This is a genomic window from Amycolatopsis dendrobii (assembly GCF_014145675.1).
Taxonomy (GTDB): Bacteria; Actinomycetota; Actinomycetes; order Mycobacteriales; family Pseudonocardiaceae; genus Amycolatopsis; species Amycolatopsis dendrobii.
The window spans coordinates 386,426-400,760 of record NZ_JACGZW010000007.1 but is presented as its reverse complement, the minus strand read 5'-3'; the positions used below and the strand labels follow the sequence as shown (position 1 = coordinate 400,760).

Sequence of the window (14,335 nt, the reverse complement as noted above, 5' to 3'; positions counted from 1 at the left end):
CGCTCCGGTGTCCCGCTGGCGCTCGCGCATGCGTGCCGCGCACTCACCAGGTGAGCACGCGGTGAACGGTTTCGCCCGCACTCTCGAGGTGGGCAAACTGACCCCGGAACAGTTCGTGCAGGTCCTGGAGACGCTGCACATGCTCGGCACGGCCGGAGCCGGCATCGATATCGCCTCGCTGACCACGCAGTCCCTGGTCGATGTCGTGGCCGCGGCGACCCGGGAACAGCTTAAAGGCATCGCCGACCACGACGAACTGCGCGCGGTCTTCCTGGACGAGATCTTCCGCCGGATGTCGGAACACTTCCGCCCAGAACGGGCCCGGCACGTGGACATCGTGGTCTCCTGGCGCTTCCCCGCAGGAGACGATTTCGACCGCTACCAAACGGTGATCGAGGACGGGTTGTGCGTGTCGAGCACGGACTTGGCCCGCACTCCGGACACGACGATCACGGTGGCGGTGGAGGACTTCATCCGGATGGCTACCGGGAACGCGGCGGTGGCGGCGATGTTTGTGACGGGGAAGGTGAAGGTCAAGGGCGAGTACGCGCCGGCGGTGCGGTTGTCGGGGTACTTCGACATTCCTAAGCCGACTGGGGCGGACTAGCCAGCGGCTTCAAGACTCATTTCCCCACGAGCCAACGGCATCAGGTAATTCTCCGACAGCCACCGCACCACCGGCACGCACACCGCGTCCCCGAAGCCGAACAGCGCCTGGTTGTTCCGTAGTCCATCCAGTGCGTACTTCCCCGCGCCCATCAGCCGGGCGTACTCGCGGGGCGTCATCCAGCGGACCCGCACTGAGCCGCGGCCTGCTTGCACCACGGCCTGTTTGGACGACCCGCCGCGCGCGGTTCGCAGGCAGCCGGAGATGTCGTCCGGTCGGACTTCCCACACTGGTTTCCCGTTCCGCGTGCGCCGGTACGCCGTCCGGTACACCAGCTTCTTCCCCGCCTGGAGCTGCGTAAGCCGTTCCAACTGGAGCGGCGACAGCGACCCGATGAACCCCGAAGTGCGGGGCGGGTTCCACCAGCGTTCGTCATCGGCGGAGAGGCGTTCGACGGCGGCGGACAGCCCGGTGACCAGCAGCGGTGGTGGCGCGGGTAGGGCGGCGCGATGTGTCCGCAAGGAAGGGTCGAGCGCGAGCCAAGGGGGGCGGAGCGGCGACGGAGCAGGCGAGTCCGAGGGAGGATTTTGCGCTCCGACGATGAACAACCGCGGCCGGGACTGCGGGACGAACCGCCGGGCGTCCAGGGTGAGGACGTCGGCTGAGTAGCCGAGGCGGTTGAGTTCGCGGATCGCCGCGCGGAGGTCGTCGCCGCCGTGGCTGGTCGCTAGGCCTACGACGTTTTCCAGCGCTACGACGGGCGGGCGGTCTGGGCCGAGTTCGTCGAGGATGCGGGTGAATTCCCAGAACGTCGACGAGTGCGAGCCCGCCAGGCCGCGGCGCCAGCCGGCCAGCGAAAGGTCTGTGCAGGGGAAGGAAGCCCAGGCCAGGCTGAGGCCGGCGGGCAGATCGGTGCCGCGGAGGGCGGCGACATCGCCTAGCACGTACTCGCGCGCGCCACGGTCGTTGAAGTGTGCCTCGTACATCGCCTGCTTCGCCGGTTCGATGTCGTTGGACCACGCGACGTCGAAGCCGGCCGGTTCGAGGCCTAGGCGCACGAGACCGATGCCGGCGAAGAACTCCGCGGCGGTGGGCTGACCCGGTTCAGGCATGGGGCCAACATTAATGGGGCCGGCGTTCCTTCACGGTCTCGATCACCCGCGACGCGGCGACATCGGTCGCTTCGTGTTCCCAGATTCGCACCGACAGCCAGCCCGCTTCGAGCAGCAGCGCGTCGGTATTCGCGTCCCGGCGGCGGTTGGTTTCGATCTTGGTCCGCCAATAATCGGCATTGTTCTTCGGCCAGGTGCCGTGTTCCGGGCAGCCGTGCCAGAAGCAGCCGTCCACGAAAACCGCTACCCGGGCGGGGCCGAAGACCAGGTCAGCCTCGCGGCGGACGCCCTTCACCGGACGTCGGTGCACTCGGTAGCGGTACCCGGCGGCGTGCAGGATCTTGCGCAGCGCCATTTCGATCCCGGTGTTGCGGGACTTCTGTTTGCTCATGCGGGCGCTTACCGCGGAAGTCGTTTCCAGCCGCTCCACGGGAGTCATTGTGGCAAAGGCTCAGCCTTCGACGATCCGGCCTTCGATCACCGGGTGGTTCTTCGCCTGCCGCGGTTCCTCCGCGACGACCTCGCTGTCCACCACCATCACCGGACCGCGGCGCTGGTTGGCGTACCGGATGGCGCGCTTCTCCGCGCGGCGCAGCCAGAACCGCCGGGCGATCGAGCGGGTCGGCGGCAGCAGGAAGAGCAGGCCCAGCACGTCGCTGACGAAACCGGGGACCATGATCAGCACGCCGCCGAGCGCGACGAGCATGCCGTCGGTCAGCTCTTTCTCCGGATTGCGGCCGGACTGCGCGGTCGCCATGAACGCGCGCATCGCCTTGCCGCCCTCGCGACGCGCCAGCCACGAGCCCACGAACGCGCCCGCGATCAGCAGGCCGATCGTGCCGAGCACACCGACGACCGAGCCGACCGCCCAGATGGCGGCGACTTCAGCGATGACGTAGAGCAGGAACACGACAGCCATACTCAGTGAACGAACGAGTGCAGGGTTTTGCTCCCGGGATCACATCGTCCCAGGTCAGAGGGGTAGGAAAGCCTTGAGCAGTGTGAAGAGCCGGGTTGCAGCAGCTGCCCAGCTGGCAGGCTGGCTCGTGCCTTGCGCGCAGGACTGTCGCCAGCCGCGCGGGGACCCTCCGCGAGCATGCCTACGCGCGAACTTCCTCCAACAAACGGTCGAAGAGGCCGGGCACAGACCCCCCTCCCAGAACCAGCTGACGATCTAGGAGTCGGTTGCCAGTTTCGCATGAGGTCTCGCTGATGAGTGCGCAGCCATGGCAAGCCGAGAGATTCAGTGCAGAAGAGCCTTGACGGTCGCTCTCGATGCAAACTGGATCGTTTGAGCAGACGTCAGCATCCCCGAGCGCAGCCATCAGCAGGGGGAGAAGCTTGTCAGGATGGCCGAGACGGACGAGTCCGCCTAGCGTCCCCTGGGCATCTCCCGCTGCTGTATAGATCAAGATTCCCGCAGTGCGGTCGGGGCGATCAGAATGTGCGTAGACACGCTCCTGCAGGGATGCCGAAGAGTAGCCGCTCGCGAAGGCGAGGCGTCGAATGAGGAAGTGTGCGACAGTGTGCAGCGCGACGAACCGTGGCTCAGGTTTGGGCAACCGACTGGCCCATTGGATGGAGGCGCGTCGATCTTCTAGTATTGCGGCGCGCCCGACAACTTCAGGAGTTCTTTCCCACTCGGAAAGGGTCTCCTCGTTGAAACGAATGAATATTCCCTCGCCAAACATTTCGATTGCTGGATATATTGGCCTGCGATTACCGTCTGGGCCGAGGTCTGCTTTGATGAGGTCGGCGTCGCCATCGTGCCTCCGAAAACCTTTGAGTGCCCGCACTTCCCGCACGCGGCGTACCTGTCCAAAACTGGTCAATGCGCGAGTTAATGCGCGCGGCCAGGTGGACTCGTCGGAGATCGACCAGCCGTCGACGACAAAGTTGCCACCACTGTCATCGCGCCCGTGTTCAAGTTTTTTGAGAAATGCGGCCCACTCGCCATCCTTCAAGTCCAGAACTGTGTCGTCTTCGACCTGATTGCCGCCACTTGCCATAGCAAGTACTTCGGTAGCAGTGGTCCCGACCTCTTCAGCAATCCACCCGGCCACTATCTCAGCCTGGGGGCCGCCATTATCGGCGACTACCTTTTCGAAGTAGACGTGACTACGAATCTTGTCGGCTAGTTCGGCAGATCTTGGAACTTCCTCGGGTATGTCAAGTGCAGAGTACTGCTCGGAAATATAGTTACCGGTCGCGCCTCGTTGAACGGCCGTCAATTTATGTTCGCAAGCGGTTTCACGTGTTGGATCCTGCCAAGGCTGAGTTCCGTTGCAGCGGATTCCGTCGCGGTGGAGTGATTCCGAGCCAGCCAATTCGGAAAGCGGGCGAGTCCGTTTGCATCCGGTGCAATGAATGTTCAGAGAGGCCAAACCTTCACCATGTCGTGAAGATCGCGTGAACCTCAGCTCTGTATAGGCGCGACAGAATCGCACGCTGTCTGTGACATCTGTACTATGGCCGCGGTGGGCCCATTTAAACCAGGGTATATCCTGGATATGGCTGCCCTTCGCACATGTGGCGACATAGCGCATTGGAACGAGCTTCCCACCGCACTCGCACCTGTTGACCCAGCGACCTTTGTTTCGGTTTGTGATCTGAGAAAGTTTTGTGCACTGCTCACAGAATCGCCAGGCAGGAAAACGCCAGTAGAGAAGGTATGCGGTTTCCCGGGCTGCGCGCCCGGCATGGGCGGGCGGTTGACGAAGAACGCCTGGGCCAAGCCGACTCAAGAGCCGGTCGCAGCTGATCTCCGGAGTGTACTTTCGGTTCCACCATGAAGTGTCGGGCGCAATCAGTGATTCACCTAGGACATCGACGATCGCCCCCACGCCGAATGGTGTGATCGTTTCGGAAAGCCGGAGGTCATGGACGATTCGTTCCACTGGTGCCACCTTCTTGCGGTTCGCGTACGTGGACAGCAACGTTCGGCTCGACAGACCTCATTGAATCAGCCACGAGCCATCCCTCGCCTTTCTCGCCGAATCTTTTGAGAAGGGAATTATCGTCCGTGTTCAGACGGTCGTAAACCAGGATAGTTCCGCTATCTCGAGCGGACTTCGCGCGGTGATCCCAATCCCTCAAGAGGCGCCACGTCTCTGCTGTAGTTTCATTTAGTTCGATATCGTCGGCACACCCTACTAAGTCAAGGAATTGTGCTATAAGCTTATCGACATTGGTCCGCAACCTATCGTCGTCGAGATCCAATCTCGCCGCAGCATCATTTGGCGCGAGTTGGGGTAGTGAGTGTCGCAGCAACGCGACCAGGCCACCAGCCAGTGAGCGAGCACGGGACGACAGAGACCACGGCGTCACGCTCGTTGGCTCGACGTTGCGGTAGAGCGCCTCGTGGTAGGACCGAAAACTCTCGAAATGCGAGCGATCACGTGCGCGGTTGGACCGGAACAAGGTGGTCACGATCCCGTTGTTCCGGCCGCGACCGACCCGGCTGGTAGCTTGAATGTATTCAGCAGTCGTCTTGGGCTGACCCACCATCAACATCAGGGCCAGACGAGGTATGTCAATACCGACTGACAGCATGTTCGAGGATAGGACGACGTCGATCGCCTCACTCGATTCGTCAATGCTCAGGCTCAGCTCACGGAGGTCGTTGGGCAGTTCATCCGGCCCTCGGCGACTTGTGAGTTCCAGAATTCGTTCAGCACGGACCGGTCGAAGAGGCAAACCAAGTCGATCTGATCGCGGTTCCAGCCGACCGTTAACGTCGTCGACTACCAGTGTTCCAGTTCGACCTAGCTCGCGGAGGCTGTTGTGATACATCACCAACGTCCAATACGAGTCCCCGGTTGTGCTGACATTTCCGCCTTCGGCGAGCGCCGCCGGCACCTCGATCAAGGGCGCAGTCGCAGCTACGACTGCTGACACTTGGGAGATTGACTGCGGCATCAGTCCGACGTACAGACGGCCTTCACCGCTGCTCACGGGTCGGGAGAAGAACGTTCGATCACCGTTCAGGCCTGCTGGCGGGTACAGTGCGACCGTTCGTCCATATAGGCCTTGGACCTGCTCACCCGAGGCTCGGATAGTCGCAGTAGAAGCCACAATCTTGGGCGGGGGGCCGCTTAGCTTCAGAAGTACCTGTATGACGGCGTCGAAGACGGCGACCGTCGTCCCGAGCGGACCGGACAGCAGATGGAGCTCGTCCTGGATGATCAACGACGGTTGGCGAAACGGAGTACCAATCCCGAGCAGCTTGCCGGCATCTGGCAAGAACTGCAATCGGGCGAACTTGTCCACCGTAGCCAGAAGAATCGTGGGTGGGTTCTCGTACAGAATCTCATCGACGACCGTGATCGGGAGTTCGGTGTAAAAAGGGCAATCCTGACAGGTGCAATGAATGATTACATCATTGCCAGCCCTGAGGAAACCATAACAGCTCTGGTTGGCTGACCAGTCAGAAGGAAGAAGTGCAGTGCCGCACCATGGACAGCTCTCTATTTGGAATTCGTTAGCTTCTGCTGGGTGGCCAGCCTGGTGGAGACGCTTCAGCGCCGCTCTGGCGTCTCTCCTCGTGCGCGGAGTTACTTCATTTCCTACCCATAAACCGATGGAGAATGGAGCCATTCCCCGCGCGCGACGATCTTGGTTCCGGAGCAACTCCATAGCGCAGACGAGGGATGCCGCCCGCTGAAATTGCTGCGAGGTCAGCAGGCGGAGGGTGTACCGCGTGAACACGGCAGTTCCCGCGCCTGATATGCCGTGAGTGATGCGGCGCCGAAAGATCTCCACGGCCGCGAGACCGAGATAAGCCTCGGTCTTCCCTCCTCCAGTCGGAAACCAGATCAGGTCAACAAGCTCTCGGTCATCATGCTGCTCATCGACCGTCGATGCCAACGACACCAGGAGAAAACCAAGCTGGAAGGGTCGCCATTGGGGTGGCTTGATGGCATCCGGATCGATACCCTTTTTGACCTCGGACTGGTGAAATTGCAGCCGCATCGCGGCCATGCCCAGTGCGAACGCGGTCCTCAGCGAGGCCTGGTCGGGCGCACGGAGGAGGTCGACACCGTCTTTCATCCGATGCAGCGCGTGCCGGGCACGATCGGTGATGCGCTCTGCTACTGGCGCATCGACGCCAAACTGGTCGATGCTGTCGACCTGGTCCGAGACCCAGCGGGAGAATGCGTCGACGAACGCGTCGAGAACCGAGGTGACGCGATCCGGTTCGCTGTCGATCAGAGACAGAATGTCGAGGCGGAGAGCCTCGGACTCGACAGTGCCGGCGTCGAAGGCGGTCGTCTCGATCGACGGAACGACGTGAGAGGGCACCGGGTCAATGAAGACTCGTTTGCAGGTTCCGTTGACGAGATCCCAGCTGGCTGCCATTCCATGGCCGACCGCGTAGACCTTTTGCTCTCGATACCGGAGTCGCAGCTCTGCTGCCTCAGGATCCGAGTCGAAAGCATTGGACCGGGCGTACTCCAGGATCTGGCCGTCCGGTGCGGGGCTGGCGCTGAGCGCCACCTGGAAAAGCGTATGGGCGATGTTGTGTCGGTCGTCTTCGGTCGCCGTGGTCGACACTCGAGCATGCACTGTCACGAGATGACCGTCACCGTAGGAACGCCACCGCGACCCTACTTCGAGCAGGACCTCTCCCACTGTAAGAACGTGCGGAGCACGGTCCCGCACAAGTTCGAGTCCGGTCGTTCGGAACGGCGCACGTCGCCAGCGCGGAGGACCGTCGTCTTCGACAGGTTTGTAGGTCGCTGCGGAGAAGTCGCATGAAACACTTGGTCGGTCGGTGACGAACGAAATCGCAACAGAAGAAGGACGCCAGTCTTCGGCCAGCGGTACTCCGGCACCCATCTCTTCCACTTCGCCTGTGGCGACTTCCGCATCGATGTGCTCTTCTTCGACAGAGTTCTCGCTAGACGCAGATGTTGCTGCAGGGAATAGCATCCCGACCGCATACTGGCGATCGGGGAGATTGAAAACGACCTCGTGATCACCACTATCGGGCCCGACGTAGGCCCGACGGAGGTGGCGCAGTGCGATCTCCTGGGCCCTGGTGAGAGTCATTTCTTCTCCAGTTGCCGTCGGACCAGCTGTTGGACGCGTCGCTTATCTGCTCGAGAAAGGACAATGTCCAGTGAAACCCGCGCCCGGGTCACGGCGACGTAGAAAGCCGCAGTTCCGACGTCGTCGAACGACTTGGGGAGCTCGCAGACGATTACGTGCTCTGCCTCAAGTCCTTTAGCGTATCGGGGGCTGGTTACGGTAATGCCTGAATCAGTTATCTTTTTGGGCGCGGTTGAGCTGGCACGAATGATCCAGATATTGCCCGCATGTGCCCCGGATGCGACCAAATCCGCAGCTACCGATTCGGCCTCGGCCATATCGGAAGCAGAGTCAGTCGTTCGCCAGCGGACTTTCGCTCCATGGACAATTCCTGGATCTCCTACGTCTGCCCCGAGATACTCCTGCACTGTATGCACGATCGCCTGTGTGTTGCGTACGTTAAGGCTCAGATCAACAGGAAGGGCCTCTGCGGCGACGAGTTCAAGGACATCTCGGTCGAACTGCCCGTCGACGTGTGCCTGATTATTCATGTCGAGGAACATTCGCCATCGCCCAGCTCCGCGCCCACCGGTGATTACCTGGTCGAACGTGTCCATGCAGCCAGGAGTCATCAGGTCCTGCGCTTCGTCAACGAACACGACATCGTAGGACTTTCCTGGAACCAGATCCTCGAACGGGGAGACATCGATCTCATGGCCGGTGACGTGAGGCGCGAAGAAGTTCCGAAGGGCGGGCGAGCGGAACGTGATTAATACGGACTTTCCTTGGTCCGATTCCTGCTTGGCTGCTTCCGCAAGAACTAGTGACTTACCGGTACCGGCGCCGCCGTGGACCAGTATTCGCGGGTTTCGTGCCAGCGACGCTATAACTCGCGCTTGTCCCGCCGTCGCGCGATTCTGCTCTTCGATAATCGCGCCGCGTTGAGCGTCGATAACCGGCATGCGGGTGAATTGCCCGAAAAGGCGAATCCGAAGTTCTTCGATTTTCGCAATCTTCCGGTCGGATGGGGGTTCCTGGGTGTTCTCCGAAATTTTATTGAGAGCCGTGGTCAAGGCGGCGATACTCATATCTTCGCGCCCCAGCCAATGAGTCGGTTGCCATTCAACTGATCGGGGTGGAGTTTCGATGTCAGGTGTGATTACGGCAGCTTCTTGCGCGAACCAGCCAACCCCGTCTTGTCGGAGGATGCTCCGTAGTGCGTACATCGCGGACTGCGCTTGCTCCATCGGCGAGGTGGCGAGTTTGTGCCAGTCGCCGCGCCTATCGATGCTGTACCAGACCCCGTCGTGTTTTTTGATTCCGCCGCCCTTGACTTCGATTACGATTGCAGTCTTCTTCCACAATACGACGAAGTCGGCCTCGGCTTGTTGCTTGTAGGCGTGAGTGCGCAATTTGACCGAATGAAAAGCGACGGCGTCCAGATCGTCGTTGACTTCTCGGAGCAGGCGTGCGATTCGTCGCTCTGCATCGCTGGTGGCATTCTTCTCGATGTCGGATAGGCTTGGTACGAGGATCATGAACGTGGCTCCTGCCAAAGGGGTTCGTATTCACGATATCCGAGCCAATCGGTAAAAGCTCCGAAATTGTCGGCAATGTCCACGATCAAACACTTTTCTTTGCCGCCGTTTTCGGGTCCGCGAAGGCCGCGGCCGGCCATCTGAATGTAGGCATTTGGACTGAATGTGGGCCGTGCGATGTAAAGCGCTCGGACACCGGGAGCATCGAATCCTTGGGCGAGTAGATCGCAATTCGTCAGAACGCGGATCTCGTTCCCTTTAAACTGCTCAATGATGTCCCGACGCTCTTGTCGGCTGGTTTGCCCGCTTACCGCTTTCGCCGCCACGGCTCGGTACCGCAATGTTGCCGCAAGTACCTGGGCGGAAAGAACATCAGGGGTGAAGACCAGTACGGGCCAGCTCTTATCCAGGCTGAGGATATGCTCAACTAGAATTGACATCCGAGCCTGGTCGGCCCCAATTCGACCCATCACCCGCGACGGAATCCTGCGCTTTTCCTCTGCTTCGGCAATTTCATCCGGCTCAAGTACGAACTCGATGCCAGGGAGAACTTCATGCTCGACTTGCGCCAAGACCCGGCGTTCGGTAAGTGCGCGATATGCACTGACGGTGTCGAATATATTGATCTTTCGATCGCCGAATCGACTGGAGAGTGCGGCTGTCGCGGCTTCGGAAGTTCCTTTGAAAGGTGTTGCGGATAGACCGACTAGCGGACGTTCCCAGCTTCGTCCCGCGACGCCGAGCCAGTTCAAGATGCGGGTATAGCGCTCCGAGCCTCCAGCTCGGTGTCCCTCGTCGATGATGACCGCCGTAGCCTCCTTCAGCCACATGTATTCCGGACTGTCCAGAATGACATCCAATTTGGCGTCAGTTGCGACGATGACGGAGAAATCAGTGTCTGGTTCGTGAACGGTGTTCGTGTCCCACAAGCGACAGACTGTGAGCGGGCGTTCGTCCCCAAGTCCCCGCCACACTGTGCTCCACGTCTGAACAGCCTGTTCGCACAGCTCCTGCGATTGCGCTATCCACAGGACCGGGCCGCGCATTCCGCCGTCGATGAAGAGCCGGAGGACAGTTTCAGCTGCTACGCGGGTTTTGCCCGCGCCGGTCGGCAGTTCGACCATCGCCTTGAGATGATGTCCGTTCGCTTCGCGGAGCGTTAGGACGTCCTTGAGTTGCTGGCTGATCTTCTCCTGGAAGTCGTGGAGGGGGCTGAGCTTTACGGCCCCTGGGACGACGAATTCGCCCTCTTGGCGCTGGGTGTGGCGGCCAGCGTACTTGGCTCCGAAACCCATCTTTCGCAACCAAGAGATAGTGGCCGCACCACCTGCCCACGATCTTGGAACGTCCGTGAAACCGTCATTCTGGAACTGATCGGCAAGTTGGCTGATCGCATCTGAGCCATACACGGTGAGGATGAGCTCGCCTGCGGAGGTCGAGTCATCGACGAGCCCTTGAGACGCGAGTGCGTGCCAGAGACCCTTTGGTAGCGCCTCGCGTAGGTCATCCGGGCCGAAGTAGATATCGAGTCGCTCCGCGTCGGTGGAAGCAGCCTTGGCTTCTTGCCGAAGCCTCTCAAGACGGTGGTCGATGCCTGCTTGTAGTACGTCATCGAGCTCTGCGTTGGTAAGGCGCAGGTTGAAAGCTTCGTTCACTATGTTCAGCAACCGACGCTCGTCTGCGTCGCCGCTGACCGTCAGTCTCGACCCGTCAAGATGCCACTCGAGCGATTGGTGCTCGACACCGTCTTCGGTGGTCACGCGCTTGACGATTTGGAGTGCTCGCGTGACGGTGGCGCTCGTTACAATATTCGGGATGTGCGGTGCGCGAAGCCCGCTGAAGAGGTCAACAACCCGCTCGCTCTTCTGTTCTCCGTCGATCACTACGGAGAACGCGAAGCTCTCTTCGAACCGACGACACCCCATCAAGGTTGTGAATTCGCCTTCCTGCTCCTCTGTGACTCGCAAGTAAGGACGCTGGCGCGACGATAGGAACTCTTCTTGCTCGTCTGTGGTGGCGAGATAAACTGAAGCGGGCGAGCGTGCCTCGATCGCCCGCTGAACCCTGGCGGGGATTGTCTCTGGTCGGCTGTCGGGGTAAGCGATACGGCGTGCGGCGGTAATGAACTCGGCAAGCGCGGTATCGTCCAGCGACGACGGGAAAATTTGAGCTTCAAGGGCTTCCTTGAGCACCGAAGGTGGTACCGAACTTAGCTCGTCGGGCATCTCCAGCGCGTCCGCGACCTGGCGGGGCCCTTGAAAGATGGGAAGGAGGTTCCGATACTTAAGCATGGACGGAGCAACGAGCTCGCCGGGCGGGCGGAACCCTCGGTTGGATTCCAACAAGCCAGCGCGATCGGCCGCCCAGCGTACTGGCGACATCACCGGTTGGGATGCCCCCGTGTCTAGGTCCTCGCAGATCCATTCACCGTCAGATTCCTGCAGCAGCTTGGCAGTCCAGGCAGCTCGGATTCGATTGGACGCTTTGGCATCTTTCAGGAAGAACAGCACAGAGAAAGGGCCGGGCCCGTCGCCTGGATACAGTTCGATCCGTTCTACAGGCCGTTCGCCGGGACCTCGGCGCGAGTTGATCGTGGTCAGCACCCATTCGCGGTACCGATCGAGAAGTGGCTCGTCTTCTAGGGCGTATTTGCCAACCGGCCTATGCACCACCCCGATTTGGTGAGCCACGACTGGCATGCATCGCTGATGGTCCAGCAGCCTGGCTGCCAGGTTGTCACCTAACGGTTCGTCTAAGTCGAAGACCTGTGTAGGCCATGCCCAGTTGCCATCTTGTGTCGGTACTTTGACGACTGCTCGATGGTTGGCCAGGGTTTTGGCCGCGACGGTCACAGGGACGTCGAGGATGGCCTCCCAGAGCTTCGTGAGTTGCTCAGTGTGTGGATCGGTCGTGAGTTTGGCCAAGCGCGCGTTGAGGATGGCGAGCGGGTCGAGATCACGGAACCCGAACTCTCGAAGTGCGCTCTCGACACCCGACCTGGCCAGTAGTTCGGGATCGACGAACACCGCACGCTCGATCTCGACGCCATCCTCCTGGTGGAGGAAAACGATGTTCTTGTCGCGCATTGCCCGCATGCCGTCGGTGGTCGGCACGACTCTGGCCTGGTCGACGTCGGGAAGGTTCCGGTGTAGGAGCACGAACTTGATCGCGTCGGCCGCGGACGCGACGTCATCGCCTTCGGCCCATTCTCGGAGCCAGGAGAGCAGCCCGCGTTTCGGTATGGAGTCAAGGGCTCGCTTGGCGTCCCGGTCGCTGTCAAGAAGATCCGGAGACGCTGCTGCGGTGAGCAGCTGACGCAGGCGCATGGCCCGCTGCGTTGACGCGTAACAGCGCCAATGCGGGACGTCGTCGGCAGTGTTCGGGGAATCGGCCCACGCAAGGTGATCGCTTTCCTTGATGCCGACAATGCCCAGGTCCAGGGGTCGAAGGCTGGCCGAGGGCTTCAGTGTCCCGGTGGCATCAGGTACCAAGGGAACCTTCGCCGACATACGCGGGACATGTGCGCACAGGAGTTCATCACCGAACGACAGTGGCTCTCTTCCTCGCGCGGGCATGTAATCGAGGTGCGCAGCAGGGTCTTCGGCTGTGCTCACAAGTGGGAGCAAGCTGACGAACATCCCGGAGAGCGTCCTGACCATCTCTCGGTTGTAGTCGTTCCTGAGCAGCGTTGTCCGGTCGTCGTTAACACTCCACGGGGCGTTGAACAGGGCCGATGCGGAGGTTTGATCCTGGAGGGGAAAGTATGACCAGAACTGTCCGATTCGTTGTCTAGCTTGTCGTCGCGGAACAGCGACGGTGACCTTGACTTGTTCTCGTGAGACGGCTTCGCCGACCTGTCGGCGCGCCTCGGCGGTTGGTGTGTGCATCCGATTCTGGACGATCCACTCATCGCCACTGCCATCTGGACGCTCGATCTTAAGGATACCGTCGCCGAGATCACGTGATACGTGCGTGGTTTCGAAAGAGTCTGTACCCAGCACACGCAGCGTAATCTCCCGCACGGTCCCGACAAACAGCAGGAACTCCGAAGGGAATCGCTCGATATCACTGCGTAGTCGTGCGAGTCCTCTCGCCCGGGGCAGCTTGACGATCGTGGTGGCCCACTCCGCCATCCCAGCGAGTATCGGGTCGGATTCGAAAGCTGCCAACGGGTCGAGGGCGGTTGCCGTGCGGAGGATCGGGTAGCGCTTAGCGGTCGCGGCGACACTCGAGATCGCGGACCGTGCTTGCGGCGAGTTGAACTCGAAGGAAACGGACCGGCTGAAGACTTGCGGCGCATCAGACACCGCGAGCACGGACTTGAAGCCTAGACCAAAGCGACCGATTTCGTCGCCGCGCTTGTCGCTGAGGTGCGCGTGCATGATCGTGACGAGCCCGTTTTTCGAGAACGGTCGCCCTGTGTTGGCGCAGTAGAGGGTTTGTGATTCTGTATCGAGGACTATCTCGACCCTGCCAGTGGTCCGCTCCGGGTTCGCGACGCCGGAGAGGGCGTCGGCAGCGTTCTGGACGAGTTCGAGCAACGTTCTGTCCGAGTAGCCTCCGACTCGGATCGATTCCTCGTGATTGGCATGCTCCGAGATGAGGTCGGGATTTGCCGTGTACACGGAAATTGCAGTCGCGAGTCGACTCCTGACCTCGTTGACCAAGGTCGGGTCGGGTCCCCACGCTTCCGGCCTGGTCACCACTTCTGCGCGCTCCTCACCGCCGCCCTGGGGGCCGCGTGCTGGTGCTGCTGGTGGTGGGACTTGTCGGTCACCGATCCTCCATCTGCCTGTCCTGGCGTGTCGACGGACGATCTTCGTCGACACGATCCACCGTAGGACGTGAAGCGCATGCTCGTCAGGTTTTCGTGCCGAACGATCGTCTACTGGAGTCTTTTTCTCGCGCCTCGCCGCGTTCCGTGATCGTTCACGTCGCTCAGGCAGCCTAGAGTGTTACGCCGTATGGTCACGAATATGTCACGCCAGGTCGTGTCCATGAGAAGCGCCTAGTAGTCCGTGTCGGACTTGGCCAGTACGCGTTTATGT

The 14,335-nt window shown here is 60.8% G+C and carries 8 protein-coding genes; 1 reads left to right on the top strand and 7 read right to left on the bottom strand.

Annotation, left to right across the window (positions count from 1 at the left end; all coding sequences use genetic code 11):
- Positions 1-28 precede the first annotated feature (28 nt).
- The gene (locus H4281_RS22630) at positions 29-607 is read left to right on the top strand and encodes an SCP2 sterol-binding domain-containing protein (RefSeq protein WP_182892920.1); all 579 of its coding nucleotides are present in this window, start codon (positions 29-31) and stop codon (positions 605-607) included.
- On the opposite strand, the gene H4281_RS22625 is transcribed toward H4281_RS22630, so the two are convergent.
- The 7 genes from H4281_RS22625 to H4281_RS46590 form a co-directional block, all read right to left on the bottom strand.
- Positions 604-1,719: a DNA cytosine methyltransferase gene (locus tag H4281_RS22625; RefSeq protein WP_182892919.1), complete on the bottom strand. Its 1,116-nt coding sequence runs from the start codon at positions 1,717-1,719 to the stop codon at positions 604-606. The two genes, H4281_RS22630 and H4281_RS22625, sit on opposite strands and share 4 nt — an antisense overlap.
- 10 nt (positions 1,720-1,729) lie before the next feature.
- On the bottom strand, positions 1,730-2,158 hold the full coding sequence (locus H4281_RS22620) for a very short patch repair endonuclease (protein ID WP_101436811.1): 429 nt from the start codon (positions 2,156-2,158) through the stop codon (positions 1,730-1,732).
- A 12-nt stretch (positions 2,159-2,170) separates the two neighbouring features.
- Positions 2,171-2,638, bottom strand: a complete 468-nt coding sequence (locus H4281_RS22615) for an FxsA family protein (RefSeq protein ID WP_037808993.1) — start codon at positions 2,636-2,638, stop codon at positions 2,171-2,173.
- Between the two features lie 181 nt (positions 2,639-2,819).
- Positions 2,820-4,616 carry an MrfA Zn-binding domain-containing protein gene (gene drmB, locus H4281_RS22610; protein WP_182892918.1) on the bottom strand — a complete coding sequence of 599 codons (1,797 nt, stop codon included), beginning with the start codon at positions 4,614-4,616 and terminating at the stop codon, positions 2,820-2,822.
- Positions 4,597-7,770 (bottom strand): helicase-related protein, encoded by a 3,174-nt coding sequence (locus H4281_RS22605; RefSeq protein ID WP_182892917.1) that lies wholly within the window; start codon positions 7,768-7,770, stop codon positions 4,597-4,599. The genes drmB and H4281_RS22605 overlap by 20 nt, the downstream gene beginning before the upstream one ends.
- Positions 7,767-9,287, bottom strand: a complete 1,521-nt coding sequence (locus H4281_RS22600) for a nuclease-related domain-containing DEAD/DEAH box helicase (RefSeq protein WP_182892916.1) — start codon at positions 9,285-9,287, stop codon at positions 7,767-7,769. The genes H4281_RS22605 and H4281_RS22600 overlap by 4 nt, the downstream gene beginning before the upstream one ends.
- Positions 9,284-13,990 carry a sacsin N-terminal ATP-binding-like domain-containing protein gene (locus H4281_RS46590; RefSeq protein ID WP_182892915.1) on the bottom strand — a complete coding sequence of 1,569 codons (4,707 nt, stop codon included), beginning with the start codon at positions 13,988-13,990 and terminating at the stop codon, positions 9,284-9,286. The genes H4281_RS22600 and H4281_RS46590 overlap by 4 nt, the downstream gene beginning before the upstream one ends.
- Between the last annotated feature and the right edge of the window lie 345 nt (positions 13,991-14,335).